Origin of the sequence: Stenotrophomonas sp. MYb57 (genome assembly GCF_002966815.1) — a bacterium.
Classification (GTDB): Bacteria; Pseudomonadota; Gammaproteobacteria; order Xanthomonadales; family Xanthomonadaceae; genus Stenotrophomonas; species Stenotrophomonas indicatrix.
Genome location: NZ_CP023271.1, coordinates 3,026,055 through 3,043,466, shown reverse-complemented (window position 1 = coordinate 3,043,466; position 17,412 = coordinate 3,026,055). Strand labels below are relative to the sequence as shown.

The 17,412-nt window shown below is 66.0% G+C and carries 15 protein-coding genes; 5 read left to right on the top strand and 10 right to left on the bottom strand.

The features are described 5' to 3' along the window. Positions 1 to 10: 10 nt before the first annotated feature. The 4 genes from CLM74_RS14015 to purB form a co-directional block, all read right to left on the bottom strand. Positions 11 to 2,842 (bottom strand): 2-oxoglutarate dehydrogenase E1 component, encoded by a 2,832-nt coding sequence (locus CLM74_RS14015; RefSeq protein ID WP_032978870.1) that lies wholly within the window; start codon positions 2,840 to 2,842, stop codon positions 11 to 13. A gap of 186 nt (positions 2,843 to 3,028) precedes the next feature. Next, the gene (locus CLM74_RS14010; protein WP_032978874.1) at positions 3,029 to 3,931 is read right to left on the bottom strand and encodes a GNAT family N-acetyltransferase; all 903 of its coding nucleotides are present in this window, start codon (positions 3,929 to 3,931) and stop codon (positions 3,029 to 3,031) included. A gap of 3 nt (positions 3,932 to 3,934) precedes the next feature. Continuing rightward, positions 3,935 to 5,332: a cupin domain-containing protein gene (locus tag CLM74_RS14005; RefSeq protein WP_105164355.1), complete on the bottom strand. Its 1,398-nt coding sequence runs from the start codon at positions 5,330 to 5,332 to the stop codon at positions 3,935 to 3,937. A 662-nt stretch (positions 5,333 to 5,994) separates the two neighbouring features. Next, positions 5,995 to 7,362 carry an adenylosuccinate lyase gene (gene purB, locus CLM74_RS14000; RefSeq protein ID WP_059064619.1) on the bottom strand — a complete coding sequence of 456 codons (1,368 nt, stop codon included), beginning with the start codon at positions 7,360 to 7,362 and terminating at the stop codon, positions 5,995 to 5,997. A 289-nt stretch (positions 7,363 to 7,651) separates the two neighbouring features. Between purB and CLM74_RS13995 the strand changes: the two genes are divergently transcribed. Beyond that, positions 7,652 to 9,091 carry a class II fumarate hydratase gene (locus tag CLM74_RS13995; protein ID WP_080148444.1) on the top strand — a complete coding sequence of 480 codons (1,440 nt, stop codon included), beginning with the start codon at positions 7,652 to 7,654 and terminating at the stop codon, positions 9,089 to 9,091. An 81-nt stretch (positions 9,092 to 9,172) separates the two neighbouring features. Here CLM74_RS13995 and CLM74_RS13990 read toward each other — a convergent pair whose 3' ends face one another. The 6 genes from CLM74_RS13990 to CLM74_RS13965 all read right to left on the bottom strand — a co-directional run bounded on the left by CLM74_RS13990 (position 9,173) and on the right by CLM74_RS13965 (position 13,518). Then, entirely contained in the window at positions 9,173 to 9,598 is a 426-nt protein-coding gene (locus CLM74_RS13990) for a hypothetical protein (RefSeq protein WP_032951937.1), read from the bottom strand. A gap of 107 nt (positions 9,599 to 9,705) precedes the next feature. Continuing rightward, positions 9,706 to 10,308: a DUF2884 family protein gene (locus tag CLM74_RS13985; protein WP_059064617.1), complete on the bottom strand. Its 603-nt coding sequence runs from the start codon at positions 10,306 to 10,308 to the stop codon at positions 9,706 to 9,708. Between the two features lie 30 nt (positions 10,309 to 10,338). Further along, entirely contained in the window at positions 10,339 to 11,223 is an 885-nt protein-coding gene (locus CLM74_RS13980; protein ID WP_025876813.1) for a DUF2807 domain-containing protein, read from the bottom strand. 23 nt (positions 11,224 to 11,246) lie between these two features. After that, positions 11,247 to 12,272, bottom strand: coding sequence for a hypothetical protein (locus tag CLM74_RS13975; RefSeq protein WP_025876815.1), 1,026 nt, complete (start codon positions 12,270 to 12,272; stop codon positions 11,247 to 11,249). Continuing rightward, positions 12,269 to 13,159: an ABC transporter ATP-binding protein gene (locus tag CLM74_RS13970; protein WP_032976317.1), complete on the bottom strand. Its 891-nt coding sequence runs from the start codon at positions 13,157 to 13,159 to the stop codon at positions 12,269 to 12,271. Before CLM74_RS13970 ends, CLM74_RS13975 begins: the two co-directional genes overlap by 4 nt. After that, complete coding sequence (locus tag CLM74_RS13965; RefSeq protein ID WP_012511573.1) at positions 13,159 to 13,518, bottom strand: GntR family transcriptional regulator; 360 nt, start codon at positions 13,516 to 13,518, stop codon at positions 13,159 to 13,161. The genes CLM74_RS13970 and CLM74_RS13965 overlap by 1 nt, the downstream gene beginning before the upstream one ends. A gap of 623 nt (positions 13,519 to 14,141) precedes the next feature. Between CLM74_RS13965 and CLM74_RS13955 the strand changes: the two genes are divergently transcribed. From CLM74_RS13955 to CLM74_RS13940, 4 genes are all read left to right on the top strand, one after another. Next, positions 14,142 to 14,729 carry a glutathione peroxidase gene (locus CLM74_RS13955; RefSeq protein WP_025876823.1) on the top strand — a complete coding sequence of 196 codons (588 nt, stop codon included), beginning with the start codon at positions 14,142 to 14,144 and terminating at the stop codon, positions 14,727 to 14,729. A 96-nt stretch (positions 14,730 to 14,825) separates the two neighbouring features. After that, the gene (locus CLM74_RS13950; protein WP_025876825.1) at positions 14,826 to 15,803 is read left to right on the top strand and encodes an FKBP-type peptidyl-prolyl cis-trans isomerase; all 978 of its coding nucleotides are present in this window, start codon (positions 14,826 to 14,828) and stop codon (positions 15,801 to 15,803) included. Positions 15,804 to 15,826: 23 nt separating this feature from the next. Next, on the top strand, positions 15,827 to 17,176 hold the full coding sequence (locus CLM74_RS13945) for a UDP-glucose/GDP-mannose dehydrogenase family protein (protein ID WP_025876827.1): 1,350 nt from the start codon (positions 15,827 to 15,829) through the stop codon (positions 17,174 to 17,176). After that, entirely contained in the window at positions 17,169 to 17,408 is a 240-nt protein-coding gene (locus CLM74_RS13940) for a SlyX family protein (protein WP_025876828.1), read from the top strand. The genes CLM74_RS13945 and CLM74_RS13940 overlap by 8 nt, the downstream gene beginning before the upstream one ends. Positions 17,409 to 17,412 lie beyond the last annotated feature (4 nt).

The window sequence follows — 17,412 nt, the reverse complement described above, 5'->3', positions numbered from 1 at the left end:
AGGGGGAGAGTTATTCAGCGAACGAGTCGTTGAACGGGTTGACCAGTGCATCGGCGACCAGCTGCTGCTGTTCGCGGACGTGGTCAGCCATGTGACCGGCAGCCGGCGAAGCCGAACGTGCGCGACCGGCGTAGTGCAGGCTCTGGCCATCGGCCAGGCAGAACTGCAGGTGGTGGCGGATCTGGTACCACGCGCCCTGGTTCTGCGGTTCTTCCTGCGTCCACACCACGTCGGTGGCCTTGCCGTACTTCTTCAGTTCGGCAGCCAGCAGCGCACGCGGGAACGGGTACAGCTGCTCCACGCGGATGATCGCCACGTCGTCCTGGCCACGCTTGGTCTGGTCTTCCAGCAGGTCGTAGTAGACCTTGCCCGAGCACAGCACCACGCGCTTGACCTTCTTGGCATCTGCATTGGCATCGCCGATCAGGTGCTGGAACTCGCCATTGGCCAGCTCGTCCAGGGTCGACACGGCCAGCTTGTGGCGCAGCAGCGACTTGGGCGACATCACCACCAGCGGCTTGCGGGTGGTCAGGTGCTGCTGGCGACGCAGCATGTGGAAGGCCTGCGCCGGGGTCGACGGCACCACCACCAGCATGTTCTCCAGCGCGCACAGCTGCAGGAAGCGCTCCAGGCGCGCCGAGCTGTGTTCCGGGCCCTGACCTTCATAGCCATGCGGCAGCAGCAGGGTCAGGCCAGAGATGCGGCCCCACTTTGCTTCGCCGGCGGCGATGAACTGATCGATCACCACCTGGGCGCCGTTGGCGAAGTCGCCGAACTGGCCTTCCCAGATGCACAGGGTGTTCGGATCGGTGGTCGAGAAACCGTACTCGTAGGCCATCACTGCTTCTTCGCTGAGCAGCGAATCGATGACGGTGGCCTTCTCCGGCGAATCCACCAGCTGCCGCAGCGGCAGGTAGTAGTTGTCGGTCTTCTGGTCGTGCAGGATCGCGTGGCGGTGAGTGAACGTGCCGCGGCCGACGTCCTGGCCGACCAGGCGCAGCGCACTGCCTTCATCCAGCAGGGTGGCGTAGGCCAGGTTCTCGGCAAAGCCCCAGTCGCCCGGGATCTCGCCGGCAGCCATCTTGCGGCGGTCGTCGTACACCTTGGACACGCGCGAGTGCAGCTGCACTTCTTCGGGCACGGTGTTGATCAGCTTGGCCAGCGCGACCAGCTTGTCCTTGTCGACCTTCGTCGACACCGGATCGGACAGCTTGCCTTCCAGCAGCTTCGGCCAATCAACGAACAGCGGGCTGGTCGGCGGGGTCTTTTCGACCTTGGCCAGCTCGGTGGTCACTTCACCGGCATCGAGCTTCTCGCGGTACGCATCGACCATCGCCTTGCCGGCGCCGGCGGCGATCACGCCTGCCTTTTCCAGCTGCTCGGCGTACATCTCGCGGGTGGTGGCGTGCTTGCGGATCACCTGGTACATCAGCGGCTGGGTGATCGCCGGCTCGTCGGCCTCGTTGTGGCCCCAACGGCGGTAGCACATCAGGTCGATGACCACGTCCTTGGCGAACTTCTGGCGGAACTCGAACGCCAGCTGCGCGGCGAACACCACCGCTTCCGGATCATCGCCGTTCACGTGCAGCACCGGGGCGGCAATCATCTTCGCCACGTCGGTGGCATAGCGCGTGGAGCGCGTGTCCTGCGGATTGGAGGTGGTGAAGCCGACCTGGTTGTTGACCACGATGTGCACGGTGCCGCCAACGGCGAAGCCGCGGGCCTGCGACATCTGGAACAGCTCCATGACCACGCCCTGGCCGGAGAAGGCCGCGTCGCCGTGGATCAGGATCGGCATCACCTGCTTGCGTGCGGTGTCCTTGCGGCGTTCCTGGCGCGAACGCACCGAGCCGGCAACCACCGGGTCGGCGATTTCCAGGTGCGACGGGTTGAACGCCAGGGCCAGATGCACCGGGCCACCCTCGGTGGCCACGTCGGCGGAGAAGCCCATGTGGTATTTCACATCGCCGGCCGAAGCGTGCTCGTCGTGCTCGAACTTGCCTTCGAATTCGTCGAACAGCTTGCGCGGGTTCTTGCCGAGGGTGTTGACCAGCACGTTCAGGCGGCCGCGGTGGGCCATGCCGATCACCACGTCCTTGACGCCATCCTTGCCGGCGCTGCGGATGATGGTGTCCATCATCGGGATCAGCGAGTCGCCGCCTTCCAGCGAGAAGCGCTTCTGGCCGACGTACTTGGTGTGCAGGTAGCGCTCGAGGCCTTCGGCGGCGGTCAGGCGCTCCAGCGTGCGGCGCTGGGTGTCAGCGTCCAGCTGGTAGTTGCCACCGGCCAGTTCCAGCTTCTTGTAGATCCACTGGCGCTGCTCGACCTCGGAGATGTGCATGAACTCCGCACCGATCGAACCGGTGTAGGTCGCCTTCAGGCGCGCCAGCAGGTCACGCAGCTTCATGCGCGGCTGGCCACCCACGCCGCCGGTGCTGAACTCGCTGTTGAGGTCAGCATCGGACAGGTTGTGGAAGGGCAGGCCGAGGTCCGGGGTGTTGACCGGAGAGGCCAGGCCCAGCGGGTCCAGGCGGGCGTCCAGATGACCACGCGAACGGTAGGCGGTGATCAGACGACCGACATTGCGCTCGCGCTCATCGCCTGCACCGGTGCCGGTGCCTGCTTTCAGCGCATCCTTGGCCGCGTCCGCGATGTGGGAAATGACGGCCGAGTGCGGAATGTCGCCCGCTTCGCGGCCCTTGAAGCCGTCGAAGTAGGTTTTCCATTTGGGATCGACACTATCCGGGGAGACCAGGTACTGCTCGTACAGGTCCTCGACATAGGAGGCGTTGCCGCCGGCGAGTTGCGAAGATTGCGCAAACTGCTTCAGTTGATTGTCCACGATGGAGGGTGCTGATTCGCTTTGTGGGGTATGGCTTCAGAAGGACCCGGCACGAAGATGAATAGCCATGCACGGGCGCGTTCAAACGGCCAAATTGTACCCCCATCCGGACACGAAGGGGCAGCGACGAGGGCATCGGGCGTCCCCCGGTGTCGGTCCCAGACAGGTTGAGCGCACCGGTCGCGGTCAGATGCCGAGTGCGCGCAATTCGCTGCATTCGCGCGAACGGTCCCAGACACGCTGCAATTGCTGCTCGAACGGCTGCGAACGTGCCGGCAGCGCGATTGCCGATTCGCCGTCGAGGCGATGGCCGATGAGACGAAAGTAGAAGTCGCCTGCATCGTTGAGCAGGCAGGCCGAGGCCAGGGCGCGATCGATCGGATCGGCGACCTCGCGGAACTGGATCACACTGGGGAGGCGCTGGAACAGCGCCAGCAGCGGCGCACCGGCGCTGGCGATGGCTGCGGCGTCATGCACGATCACCCGCAGCTGCTTGTCGTGGCGGGCGGTGACGAAGCGGCGCAGGGCCGCCTGTACCGGTGGCGCGTCCAGCAGGCCGGGGTCCAGCTGCCGGCTGTGCAGCCACAATCGACGGCGGGCGCGGTGGATGATCGCCGTGGTGATCGCCACCGCTTCAGCGCGGCTGTCGATGGCGGAAACGGCCTGCAGGCGGCGCCGCATCTGCTGGTGGCCAATGCCGGCTTCTTCGAATTCGGGGCCTTCCGGAAGGAACCCCTGGCGGGCGTAGAAGTCGCGTGCCGGCAGCTGCGCATGCAGGTGCAGCTCGGCCAGGCCGAGCTGGCGCCCGGCCTGCACCAGTGCCTCAAGCAGGGCCTCGCCAATGCCGTGGCCGCGATACGCCGCCAGCACCGCCATGCGGCCGATACGGCCATCGGGCGCCAGCCGCCCGGTGCCGACCGGATGCCCGTCGGCATCCAGCGCCAGCACGTGGGCACAGACCGGGTCCAGGGCATCGCGCTCCAGGGCGGCGTCGATGCCCTGTTCCTGCACGAACACCCGCTGGCGCACGTCGTGGATGGCGACGTGGGCCTCGGCGTGACTGACCTGCTGGACCCGCAGCGGGCTCATGGCTCAGCCGCGGCCGGCGTCGCTGTCGTCTTCATCGTGGTCATCGAAGTTGACGATCACTTCAATACCGTCGTCGTGCACGGTCACCAGATGGACGTCATCGGACATCGAGTCAGCCTCGATCACCTCGACCTGCTCGTGGCCCTCGATCACTTCACCCAGCACCTCTTCCTCCTCGTCGGCGTACACCTCGTTCGGATCGATCAGCTGGAACACGCCGCCGACCAGCAACTGCTGGACCACCGCACGGCCCTTGTCGGACAGACCGCGGTAGGCGGCGGCGTCGAGCTGCTCGGCACCTGCCAGGCGCTGCGCGTCCTTGACCGGCAGGGCGAAGTCCTGGCCACTGACATACAGGCTGGCACCGCGCTTGGCCCGGCGCCAGGCCAGGCGCGCCCACGGGTGGCGCTGCAGCAGCAGGCCCGACTGCAGGGCCTCGAGCACTTCTTCCTGCGGCGGCGCGGGCTGATGGGCCATCACCTCGCCGGCGGCGCGGTAGGTGGTGATGAAGCGGCCGAACCAGTCACCCAGCTTGTCCGGATCGTTCATGCGGATGGCGTTGAGCGCGGTGATCACCCGCGCCATCGCCACGGTGTCGATCTCGTTCGGGTCGGCCGGTGCCTTCAGGTCGGCGTCCTGGTAGCGGATGTTCTCGTCGGCTTCGGCGATCAACGTGTCCAGATAGTCACTGATCAGCTCGGCCGAAGACGGTGCACGCATGCCGAACGAGAACGTCAGGCACGGGTCTTCGGCAACGCCGTGATGCGGCACGTTCGGCGGCAGGTACAGCATGTCGCCCGGCGCCAGCACCCAGTCATGGGTCGGCTTGAACACTTCCAGCAGCTTCAGTTCCACGTCGGGGCGGAAGCCCAGCGGCGGGCGCTTGCCCTTGATCGATTCACTGGCGTCGATCTGCCAGCGGCGGTGGCCGTGGGCCTGCAGCAGGAACACGTCGTACTGGTCGACATGGGCACCGACCGAGCCACCGGTAGCGGCGAAGCTGATCATCACATCGTCCATGCGCCAGCGCGGCAGGAAGCTGAAGTGTTCGATCAGGGCGCGCACGTCCTTGTCCCATTTGTCCACGTCCTGCACCAGCAGGGTCCAGTCGTGGTCGGGCAGGGCGGGGAAGATGTCTTCCTGGAACGGGCCGCTGCGCACGCGCCAGCCGTCCTGGGCCTTGTCGTGCTCGATCAGGCGGGCCAGCACGCCCTCTTCGCAGGCCAGGCCGGCCAGGTCTTCCGGCTGTACCGGGGTCTGGAAATCCGGGAAGGCATTGCGGATCAGCAGCGGGCGTTTCTGCCAGAAGTCCCGCAGGAAGGTGGCCGGTGCCATGCCCAGCGGCTGGCCGCGGCGGGCGGTGACTTCGATCAGGGGGGAGGAGGATTTGCGGGCGGCCATGGGGGAGTTCCTTGCAGCGGAAAGCGGGAGGGGCGGCGTGGCGGGCCGCCAAGGACTCCATTGTCCGACGTTCGATGGGATTGCGCACGTGTGCTGGTTTGTCGCGGGGTGTCCGGCCAACGGCGGAGCCCCTCGTGGCGGTCAGGCTCACAAGCAAAAGCCGCGCTTGGCCGGGCGGGTGGGCCATGCAGGGGACGCTGCAAGTACGTCCCTGTAAGCTCGATGGCGCCATCCATGGCGCCAACGCCCCTGCATGGCCCACCCGCCCGGCCCCTGACAGTTTCCTGCGGGGTCCGCCACGGAATGGAAGAAGAAAATCAAAGGCAACAGCAGGTCGCGCGCTGCGCTTGCTCCAACTGCCTTCGCCATAAAAAGAGGGACGCGGCGAAGCCGCGTCCCTCTTTCAAAATTCCGTCCCGACAACCCAACGCTCTTCGATCCGTCACCGGGAATCTGTCAGAGGTGGGGCGGGATGGGCCAGCGGGACCGTTGGCGCCATGGATGGCGCCATCGAGCCCCCATGGATGGGTTCACGGCGTGTCCCGCTGGCCCATCCCGACCCGCCCAGCTAGCAGTAATCCAGAGCCGCTTTTGACGTTGCTGTTGCCGTTGCTGTTGCCTGCCGCAGGCAGCGCCCGCGGCCGCCGCCGCAAGGAAAACCCTTAAATCTTCTTCGCCAGCGACTCGGCCAGGCCGGTGTAGCTGCCCGGGGTCATCTCCAGCAGACGCTGCTTGGCATCGGCCGGCAGCTCCAGCCCCTGCACGAAGGTGCGCATCGACTCGGCCGTGATGCCCTGGCCACGGGTGAGCGCCTTCAGCTGCTCGTACGGGTTCGGCAGCCCATGGCGGCGCATCACCGTCTGCACGGCCTCGGCCAGCACTTCCCACGCCGCATCCAGATCGGCGTCCAGGCGCTGCGGGTTCACTTCCAGCTTGCCCAGGCCCTTGGCCAGCGAATCCAGCGCCACCTGACTGTGACCGAACGCGGTGCCCAGCGCGCGCAGCACGGTGGAATCGGTCAGGTCACGCTGCCAGCGGCTGATCGGCAGCTTCGCGCTGAAATGCTCGAACAGCGCGTTGGCGATGCCGAAGTTGCCTTCGGCGTTCTCGAAATCGATCGGGTTGACCTTGTGCGGCATCGTCGACGAACCGACTTCGCCTTCCTTCAGGCGCTGCTTGAAATAGCCCAGCGAGACGTAGCCCCAGATGTCGCGGGCCAGGTCGATCAGGATGATGTTGGCGCGGCGCGCGGCATCACCGATCTCGGCGATGTTGTCGTGCGGCTCGATCTGGGTGGTGTACGGGTTGAACACCAGGCCCAGCCCGGTCACGAAGCGCTCGGCGAAGGCCGGCCAGTCCACATCCGGGTAGCTGGCGATGTGCGCGTTGTAGTTGCCGACGGCGCCGTTGATCTTGCCGGTCAGTTCAACCGCGGCGATCTGCCGGCGCTGGCGTTCCAGGCGGGCGACCACGTTGGCCAGCTCCTTGCCCAGCGTGGTCGGCGAGGCGGTCTGGCCGTGGGTGCGCGACAGCATCGGCTGGCCGGCCTGGGCATGGGCCAGCGTGCGCAGTGCAGTGGCGATGCCGTCCAGGGTCGGCAGCAGCACCTCGCGACGGGCCTGTTCCAGCATCAGGCCGTAGCTGAGGTTGTTGATGTCTTCGCTGGTGCAGGCGAAATGCACGAACTCCAGCGCCGGCGCCAGCTCGGCATCGTCCTTCAGCTGTTCCTTGATGAAGTACTCCACCGCCTTGACGTCATGGTTGGTGGTGCGCTCGATCTCCTTCACGCGCGCGGCCTGGGCCGGGCTGAAGCCGTTGGACAGTGCACGCAGGCGGACGATGGCAGCGTCGGAGAACGCGGTCAGCTCGACGATGCCCGGCTCGGCGGCCAGGGCCAGCAGCCACTCCACTTCGACCGTGACACGGGCCTTGATCAGGCCGTACTCGGAGAAGATCGGGCGCAGGGCGTCGACCTTGCCGGCATAGCGGCCATCGAGCGGGGACAGGGCGAGCAGGGCGGATTCGGACATGTCGGCAGGGCTGGGACGAGCGGCGGGGCCGATATTCTACGACGCGTGGCCTTCGCATGCTCGGTAGCGCCGGGCCATGCCCGGCGGATGGTGGCCGCGCTGCGCGCTCGCCGGGCGCGGCCCGGCGCTACCCGTTCAATCGGCCCTGCGGATGAAACGATCTGGCCCGTCCTCGCCATCCCACGCTGCGGACAAGGGAGTATCGTTGTCGCAGCCGCCAGCCCGGGAAGCGACACCCTGCCAGCCGCCGCTTTCCTTTCCCCAACTGAAGTAGTGCGGAGTTGATGCAATGAGCAAAGCTGCAAGCAAGAGTGCCCCCAAGGGATTCCGGATCGAGCACGACAGCATGGGCGAGCTGCAGGTGCCTGCCGACGCCCTGTGGGGCGCGCAGACCCAGCGCGCTGTACAGAATTTCCCGGTGTCGGGCCAGCGCATGCCGCGTGGTTTCATCCGTGCGCTGGGCCTGGTCAAGGGCGCTGCCGCCGGCGTCAATGCCGAGCTGGGCCATCTGCCGAAGACCGTGGCCAAGGCCATCCAGTCTGCCGCGGCTGAAGTGGCGGACGGCACGTGGGACGCGCAGTTCCCGATCGACGTCTACCAGACCGGCTCGGGTACGTCCTCGAACATGAATGCCAACGAGGTCATCGCCACCCTGGCCAATCGCGCCGGCAAGGCCGGCAAGACCACGGTGCACCCGAACGATCACGTCAACCAGGGGCAGAGCTCCAACGACGTGATTCCGACTGCGCTGCGCGTGTCGGCCGTGCTGGCCACCCATGAGCAGCTGCTGCCGGCGCTGGTGCACCTGCGCCGGACGCTGGACAAGAAGGGCCGCAGCCTGCGCAAGGTGGTCAAGACCGGCCGCACCCATCTGATGGATGCGATGCCGCTGACCTTCGAACAGGAATTCGGTGCATGGTCGGCGCAGCTGGCCTCGGCCCAGGAGCGCATCGAGGACAGCCTCAAGCGCGTGCGCCGCCTGCCGCTCGGCGGTACCGCCATCGGCACCGGCATCAATGCCGACCCGCGCTTTGGTGCACAGGTTGCCAAGGCGCTGAAGCAGCAGACCGGCTTCAAGTTCGACAGCGCCGAGAACAAGTTCGAAGGCCTGGCCGCGCAGGACGATGCGGTGGAGCTGTCGGGCCAGCTCAATGCGCTGGCGGTGGCCCTGATCAAGATCGCCAACGACCTGCGCTGGATGAACGCCGGCCCGCTGGCGGGCCTGGGCGAGATCGAACTGCCGGCACTGCAGCCGGGGTCCTCGATCATGCCGGGCAAGGTCAATCCGGTGATCCCGGAGGCGACGGTGATGGCCTGCGCGCAGGTGATCGGCCACCACACGGCGATCACCGTGGCCGGCCAGACCGGCAACTTCCAGCTCAACGTGACGCTGCCGCTGATCGCGGTGAACCTGCTCGATGGCATCGGCCTGCTGGCCAATGTGTCGACCCTGCTGGCCGACAGCGCCATTGCCGGCCTGAAGGTGCGCGAGGACCGTGTGGCCGAGGCGCTGGCGCGCAATCCGATCCTGGTGACCGCGCTGAACCCGATCATCGGTTACGAGAAGGCCGCAGCGATCGCCAAGCGTGCCTACAAGGAGCAGCGCCCGGTGCTGGACGTGGCGCTGGAAGACAGTGGCCTGGCCGAAGCCGAGCTGCGCCGCCTGCTGGATCCGGCCGCGTTGACGGCCGGCGGCATCCAGGCCGGTGGCGGTGGTGCCGGCGGCTGATCGAACGGTGTGCGGGCCGAGGTCCGCAGCCACCACAGGCGAGAAAGAAGAACGCCGCCCGGAAGGGCGGCGTTGTTCGTTTCAGCGACGGTCGGCGACGATGTTGCCGAAGGTCTCGGTGTAATCCTTGAACTCGGGAATGGTCTGCACCAGGTCCGGCGGAATCACCTGCATGCCCTCCGGCGGCACGATCTTCACCGGCTGCATGTTGGGGTCGGCCGGTGCGGCCACCAGCGTGTTCTGGCGCAGCACCTGCAGCTTGCCGAACATCGTCTGCAGCATCTGCTTCTGTTCGGCGTTGAGCGGGATCAGGATCTCGTCGATCTTCATCTGCCCGTCGGGCAGGATGATGATGTTCGGTGCCGGCTGGCGGCGAACGGTCACGATGCTCTCGCTGACCGAGATCTTGGGTTTGCCACGCTCGGCGCGGTGGTTGCGGTAGTCCTGGTCACAGCCGACCAGGCCCAGGCAGAGCAGGGCGGCCAGCAGCAGAAACAGCTTTTTCATGGCGGTTCGATGAAGTGCATCCGGGGCTGCCATTGTAAGCCCGCCGGGGCGCAGCGGCCGGCAACGCAGGTGCGCGGCCGGCCGGGTGCGCTGATCTGTCACAGGGGTCAGCGGTTGACGACGGTGTCCTTGCCGCAGTCGTCCACATCGCTCTGGTCCATCGTGGCGTAGGGCTTGAACGCCGGCAGCGAGGCAGCCAGGGCCTGCTGGCTGGCCAGCATGGCCGGCATGCGGTCGCAGATGCGCTTGGCCTGCGCTTCGATCTTGGCGGCCTCGGCGTTGATCCGTTTCTCGATGCCTTCGCTGTCACCGCTGAAGATGCCCTTCAGTGCTTCACCGGCGGCGTTGGCGCCGAGCTTGGCACCTGCCAGGCCGACGTCCATGCCGTCCATCGCCACCGCCACCACGTGGCCACGGTAATCAAGCAGCTGGCGACGCTGGCCATCGTCCAGCGCCACCGGCTTGCCACCGATCAGCAGCTGTCCCTGCGGGGTGATCTCCGCGCGTGGCTGGTTGTCGGCCGAGATCTTGATGTTGCCTTCGGCGATTTCCCTGCGGGCGTCATCCATCGCCTCCTTGACGGTCTGGCCGACGCCGCCCGCGGTCTCGGCCACCGCCTTGCCGGCGGTCTTGTCGGGGCTGGACGTGTCGCCACAGGCGATCAGCGGCAGGCACAGCAGGGCAGCAGGCAGCAGGCGCAGCAGACTCATGGCATTCCCCTCGGATCGGATGGTTGGACGTTACTTGCCGCGCGGCAGGGTGATGGTGCCGGACACGTTGCGATGCTGGACATCGCCGCTGCCGCTGTGCTCGACGGTGAGGTTGCCGCGCACGCCGTCGACATCGATGTCGCCCGAGCCGTGGCTGCGCACGCGGACATTGCCGCCGACCTGCTCGATATCGACGTTGCCGGAGCCGACCACGCCGACCTCGACATTGCCCTGCACCTGCTTGAAGCCGATGTCGCCCGAACCGACGGTATCCAGCCGTGCGTTGCCACGCACGTCGGTCACCTTCAGGTCACCGGAGCCGACCGTGCCGACGCTGGCATCACCGCCGATGTTGCGGGCGTTGACGTCGCCCGACCCCAGCGAGAGCAGGTTGAACGATGCGGCGCCATCAACGTCCAGGTCGCCCGAACCCACGGCGGCATGCACGCTGCCACGGGTGCCGCGGGCGATGCCATCACCGGAGCCCACGTCCATGCTCAGCGACTGCGCGTTCTCGATGCTGCCATCGCCCGAGCCGATCTTGAACTGCAGCGGCAGGTTGTCCGGCACGCTGCCACGGATGTCCAGCCAGGCGTAGCTGTTACCCATCGACAGCGCGTCGCGGCTGTCGCGGCGCAGGCTCACCACCAGCTTGTCGCCCACGCGGCGCTGGTCCAGCACCAGCTGGTCCAGCCAGTCCTTGTTGGACGCGCACGCGCGGCCTTCGAGCTGGCCGCCACCGGTGCTGGCGACCACCTTCAGGTCATGCTGGTTGATCTCGAACACCACCGCTTTGGCACCGGCCGCGTCGATCTTCAACGCGCGCGGCGCGGAGAACTTGCAGTTCGGTGCATCGGCGGCCAGCGCCGACAGCGGCAACAGCAACAGTGCAGTACAGGCAATCAAGGAACGCATGGGTGGTGCCTCCAGGTTGACGATCAGATTTCGCCAGCGCGCTTGCGCAGGCGGATGGCGATGAAGATGAAGGCCACGCCGAAGGCCGCGCCGATCCACAGGTCGGGCATCGCCAGCGACTTGAGCTGGGCAGAGGGCGCCATCAGCGCCACGATCGAGTCCAGATCCTGCCTGGATTCACCGCCACCGGCGCGGTACAGCAGATCCATTCCCGGCATCGCACCCAGCAGCAGACGGCCGACGATGTGTTGCCAGAACCAGCCGGTGGTCAGGTCGAACAGGTGCATCAGCTTGGTGGTGCTGACGATGATGCCGGCGAACAGCGGCAGCATCACTGCCCAAAGGAACGGCTTGCTCCGTGCCCAGGCCGAGCACAGCAGCAGCCAGCCCGCAGTGGGCAGCGCCCACAGGGCGTACACCGGGATGGACACGAACATGCCCATGACCAGGCTCATCGGATTGGCAGGTCCCACGATCAACTGCATCGCATCGCCGCCGTGGGAGACCACCACCAGGCACAGTATCAGCATGAAAACGAGCAGGGTCAGGCTGGAAGCGATGATGGCGATGAGCGGTGCGACGATCAGTGCACTGAGCACCTTGGACAGTACGGTCTGGGTGTCCGACAGCGGCAGCGACTTCCAGAACAGGATGCTGCGGTCGCGGCGATCGTCATACAGGGCGCCCAGGCAATAGAAGAACACCACAAAGGCAAGCACGATCAGTGGCCAGGACGAGGTCAATACCATCGCCAGGTCCAGGCCGTTGCCCAGGTCGGCCATGTCCTTGGCGCTGATGTCGCGGGTCAGCACGGCCAGATCCAGGCCGTTGATGTTCACGCTCTCGCCGTCGATGTGCAGGCCGCCGTCGCGGGCGGCACGATGCAGGGCGAACAGGCCCAGGCCGATGCCGATGCCGCTCATCAGCAGCGAGACGATGCCGGCGATCACCGGGGCGTACAGGAAACCACCGCGGTTCTCCCAGTATTCGCGCTTGAGCAGCCAGCGCAGGGTGCCTGCGGGACTGACAGGATGGTTGACGGCATTCATGCGTAGGTCCCCTTCATGACAGCGACGAACAGATCGGCAAGGCCGGCGTTGCGGGTTTCACCCAGGCTGGCCAGCTGGCTGCGTGGCACCCCGTCGAACAGCAGGACGGTCTTGCCGAAGGCCTGGCTGCGCTCGTCGATGGGCTTCAGTGCGCGGGCGGTTTCGAGCTGGTCGGCACCGACCAGCAGTTCGGTATAGCGGTCGCCGACTTCGTCCATTTCCGCATTGAGGACGATGCGACCATCGCGGATGAACATCACGTCGGTGAGGATGTGCTCGATCTCTTCCACCTGGTGGGTGGTGACGATGATCGTCTTCTGCTCGTCGAAGTAGTCTTCCAGCAGGCGCTGGTAGAACTCCTTGCGGTACAGGATGTCCAGGCCGAGCGTGGGTTCGTCCAGCACCAGCACCTTGGCGTCGATGGCCATCACCAGGGCCAGGTGCAGCTGCACGATCATGCCCTTGGACAGTTCACGCACGCGCTGCTTCGGCTGCAGCTTGGTGTTGGCCAGGAAGCGTTCGCAACGGGCGCGATCGAAGCGGGGGTGCACGCCGGCGACGAAGTCGATCGCCTCACGCACCTTCAGCCAGCGCGGCAGCACGGCGACATCGGCGATGAAGCAGATGTCGTTCATCAGATCGTCGCGGTGCACGCGCGGGTCGCGGCCGAGCACGCTCAGCTCGCCTTCCACCGAGGTCAGGCCGAGCACCGCCTTCAGCGCGGTGGTCTTGCCGGCACCATTGGGGCCGATCAGGCCGATGATGCGGCCTGCCGGAATGGAGAAGCTGGCGTTGTCGAGCGCGAGCGTGTTCTTGTAAGCCTTGCGAAGGCCACGGGCGGTAATGACAGCGTCGCTTGGCACAGCGGTAGTGGGACTGGCATTCATCAGAATTTCCCCTGGGGCAACAATTCGTCGAGACTCAGGCCCAGTCGCTGGATGCGCTCCAGTACGGCCGGCCATTCTTCATTGAGGAAGCGTTCGCGCTCGCTGCTGCGCAGCTGCGTGGCCGCCTGTTCGGTCATGAACATGCCCAGCCCGCGGCGCTTCTCGACCAGGCCTTCATCGGCCAGCTCCTGGTAGGCGCGCGAAACGGTGATGGGGTTGAGCTGGTAATCGGCGGCCACCTGGCGCACCGAAGGAAGGGCATCGCCCGGCTTGAGGATTCCGTCAAGCATCATGGCGATCACGCGTTCCTTCAGCTGGCGGTAGATGGGAGCGCCGTCGCTCCACTGGATGTCGCTCATATTCAGCTCCGTGGGGTCAGCGGCTGTGCGAACGAGAAATACGGCATGGACAGGGAGCTGTGCAGCCGACGCGGGGGGGAGGGGGAGGGAGCGGCATTCCCTGCCGTGGGTGCTGCTGCGTCCTGCGTACTGTCTTCGGAGAGGGTGGGGGAGGACGCGGCCGGCGGTGCCGGCATGGCCAGCCAGACCAGTACGAACAGGGTTGATACCGCGGTGACCGCGGGGGCGGCAAGGCTGCGACGCATCCGGCTGTTCATGGTTCCCCCTGTCTCAGGTGACTGGTGTTGTATGCAACTATAACACCGGCACGCCTGTGTGCAAGTCCTGCCCCCACCCAACTGATGGCAGGGGTGGTCACGGCACCGCAATATTCGTTCAACCGCTTGATATGCATCGAAAAAGAGAAACTGCGGAGGCGCGTTTTCAGTCGACCTCCCATTCAGCCATGTCCATGCTATGTCATCAGCAGCGGGCTGGGACGCGCGGCAGGCTGCTTCCGCCACGCCGTGCAAAGCGCGACAACGCATGCGCTCCAGAGACGTGCAGACCCCGGTGCTATAGTTCGGCCGATTCCCGGCCGGTCACGGCCGGACCCCTGGAATGGCTACCGCGGACCGTCTCCCATGCCTTTGTCGACTGCCTCCTCGCGCCGCCTTCGCGGCCTGTCCCTGTTGACCCTGCTGGCCGCAGGCCTGGCCACGTCGGCCGCCGCTTCGGCCGCCGATCTGCTGGATCTGTCGTACCGGCCGCTGGCGGGCAAGCAGCAGGTCAACCTGCAGCAGCGTTACCACGGGCAGGTACTGCTGGTGGTCAATACGGCAAGCAAGTGCGGCTATACCCCGCAGTACGAGGGTCTGGAAGCGCTGCAGAAGCAGTACGCCGGCAAGGGGTTTGCCGTGCTCGGCTTCCCGTCCAACGATTTCAAGGGGCAGGAGCCGGGTGATGAAAAGCAGATCCAGGATTTCTGCACGCTTACCTATGGTGTGAAGTTCCCGATGTTCGAAAAGGTGCACGTGACCGGCGCGCAGGCCACGCCGCTGTATCAGCGCTTGACCGCCGCCACCGGCGTGGCGCCGGCCTGGAATTTCCACAAGTATCTGGTCGGACGCGATGGCACGGTCATTGCCCAGTTCGCCAGCAAGGTCACCCCGGATGATCCGCAGCTGAAAGCGGCCATCGACAAGGCGCTGGCGGCACCGGCCGCACATTGAATGCCGGCACGGATGCCTCGACATCGACGGCATGCGTGCGACAATACGTGTTTTCGCGCCGACGTCGGCGTCCAGTCACTTCCAGGAATGCAGCGAATGAAAATGGGAATGCGCGGCGCCGCGGCGTCGGTTCTGATTCTGGCGATGGGCACCTCCGGTGTCGCCCTGTCGCAACAACCGGCCGCTCCTTCGGCCGCCAAGGAGACCGCACCCTTGAATTCCCCCAAGCAGAAGCTCGGCTACGCCATTGGTCTGGATGTGGCCAAGTCGTTCGCGCCGATCGCCGATGAAATCGATGCAGCCGCGCTGCGCACTGCCGTGGAGCGTTCCTTCGAAGGCCTGCAGCCGCAGATCACCCAGGAACAGGCCAAGGCGACCGATGCCGCCCTGCGCCAGGTGGTGATGGCCCGCAGCGGCCAGCAGGTGCCGGGCGTCGCGCCGGGCTCGCAGCCGGCGAAGGTCGATCGGGTCAAGGTCGCGCAGATGATCGGTGCTTATTCGGTGGGTCCGTCGCTGGCACAGCTGAAGGACGATATCGATACCGCTTCGCTGTTTGACGCGATCAACACTGGCCTGAGCAAGGGCCAGCCGAAGATGAGCGAAGCCGATGCCACTGCCACCATCCAGTCGTTCATGGGTGCCAAGCAGGCCGAGATGCAGGCAAAGGCCGCACAGGCAGCGCAGACCAACCGTCAGGAAGGCAACGCGTTCCTGGCCAAGAACAAGACCCAGCCGGGCGTGGTGACCACCCCGTCGGGCCTGCAGTACCAGGTGATCCGTCCGGGCAGTGGCGAGCGTCCGTTGCCCTCCAGCAAGGTGCGCGTGAACTACGAAGGCAAGCTGCTCAACGGCACGGTGTTCGACAGTTCCGCGGGCCGTGGCCCGGCCGAATTCGGTCTGGACCAGGTCATCAAGGGCTGGACCGAGGGCGTGGCCCTGATGCCGGTTGGCTCGAAGTACCGCTTCTGGATCCCGGGTGAACTGGCATACGGCGAGAACGGCACCCCGGGTGGTCCGATCGGTCCGAACTCCACCCTGACCTTCGACGTCGAGCTGCTGGGCGTTCTGCCGTAAGCCAACACGGAGTCAGCACGGATATGCGCGTTGCGATTTTTGGTACCGGCTACGTAGGTCTGGTGACCGGCACCTGCTTGGCCGACGTTGGCCACCAGGTGGTCTGCGTCGATATCGATCAGGCCAAGGTGGATGGCCTCAACCGGGGCATCATCCCGATCTACGAGCCCGGCCTGGAGCCGATGGTGAAGGCCAACCACGCCGCGTCGCGGTTGGTGTTCACCACCGACGCGGCGACCGCCATCGGCCACGGCCAGGTGGTGTTCATCGCCGTGGGCACGCCGCCGGACGAGGATGGCAGCGCCGATCTGCAGTACGTGCTGGCCGTGGCCCGCACCATCGGTCGGTACATTTCGGTGCCGACCGTGGTGGTCAACAAGTCGACGGTGCCGGTAGGCACCGCCGACAAAGTGCGTGCGGCCATTGCCGAGGAGCTGGCGGCGCGTGGGGCGGATATCGCCTTCGATGTGGTGTCCAACCCCGAATTCCTGAAGGAAGGCGACGCCGTTGCCGATTGCATGCGGCCTGACCGCATCATCATCGGTGCGACCAGCGCCGAGTCGGTCGCAGTGATGCGTCGCCTGTACGCACCGTTCAATCGCAACCACGATCGCGTGGTGGAGATGGACGTGCGTTCGGCCGAGCTGACCAAGTACGCCGCCAATGCAATGCTGGCAACCAAGATTTCGTTCATGAATGAAATCGCCAACATCGCCGAGCGCGTGGGCGCCGACGTCGAGCAGGTCCGCCAGGGCATCGGTTCGGATCCGCGTATTGGCTGGCACTTCATCTATCCGGGTGCCGGTTATGGCGGTTCGTGTTTCCCCAAGGACGTGCAGGCACTGGCGCGCACCGCGCAGCAGGCCGGCCTGGAGCCGAAGCTGCTGAACGCGGTGGAGGCGGTCAATGAATCGCAGAAGGGGCACCTGTTTGCCCTGATCCAGCGCCACTACGACAAGGGCGAAGACGAAGGCGTGCGCGGCAGGACGTTCGCCGTGTGGGGCCTGGCGTTCAAGCCGAACACCGATGACATGCGCGAGGCCTCCAGCCGCCGCCTGCTGGCCCAGTTGTGGGAAGGCGGTGCGACAGTGCGCGCCTACGATCCGGAGGCGATGCATGAATCGCAGCGGATCTTCGGCGAGCGCGACGATCTGGTGTTCTGTGACAGCGCCGACGATGCGCTGCAGGGCGCCGATGCACTGGTCGTGGTGACCGAGTGGAAGCAGTTCCGCAGCCCCGATTTCCAGATGCTGCGCGAGCGGCTGAAGGATGCGGTGGTGTTCGACGGCCGCAATCTGTACGAGCCGGCTGAAGTCGAGGCCGCCGGCCTTGCGTATTACGGCATTGGCCGGGGGCGTTCGCTGCATGTCTGAAGTACCGACCGAACGTGAGCAGGCGCTGGAAGCGCGCCTGGTCGAGCTGGAGATGCGCGTGTCCTTCCAGGAACACGCGCTGGCCGAACTGAGCGATGCACTTGCAGACGCGCGCATGGAAGGCAGCCGCAATGCCGGCATCCTGCGCGTGCTGCTGGAAGACCTGGGCAAGGTCCGCAATGCATTGAATTCTTCTGATCCGGCGAGCGAACCGCCGCCGCCGCACTACTGATCCA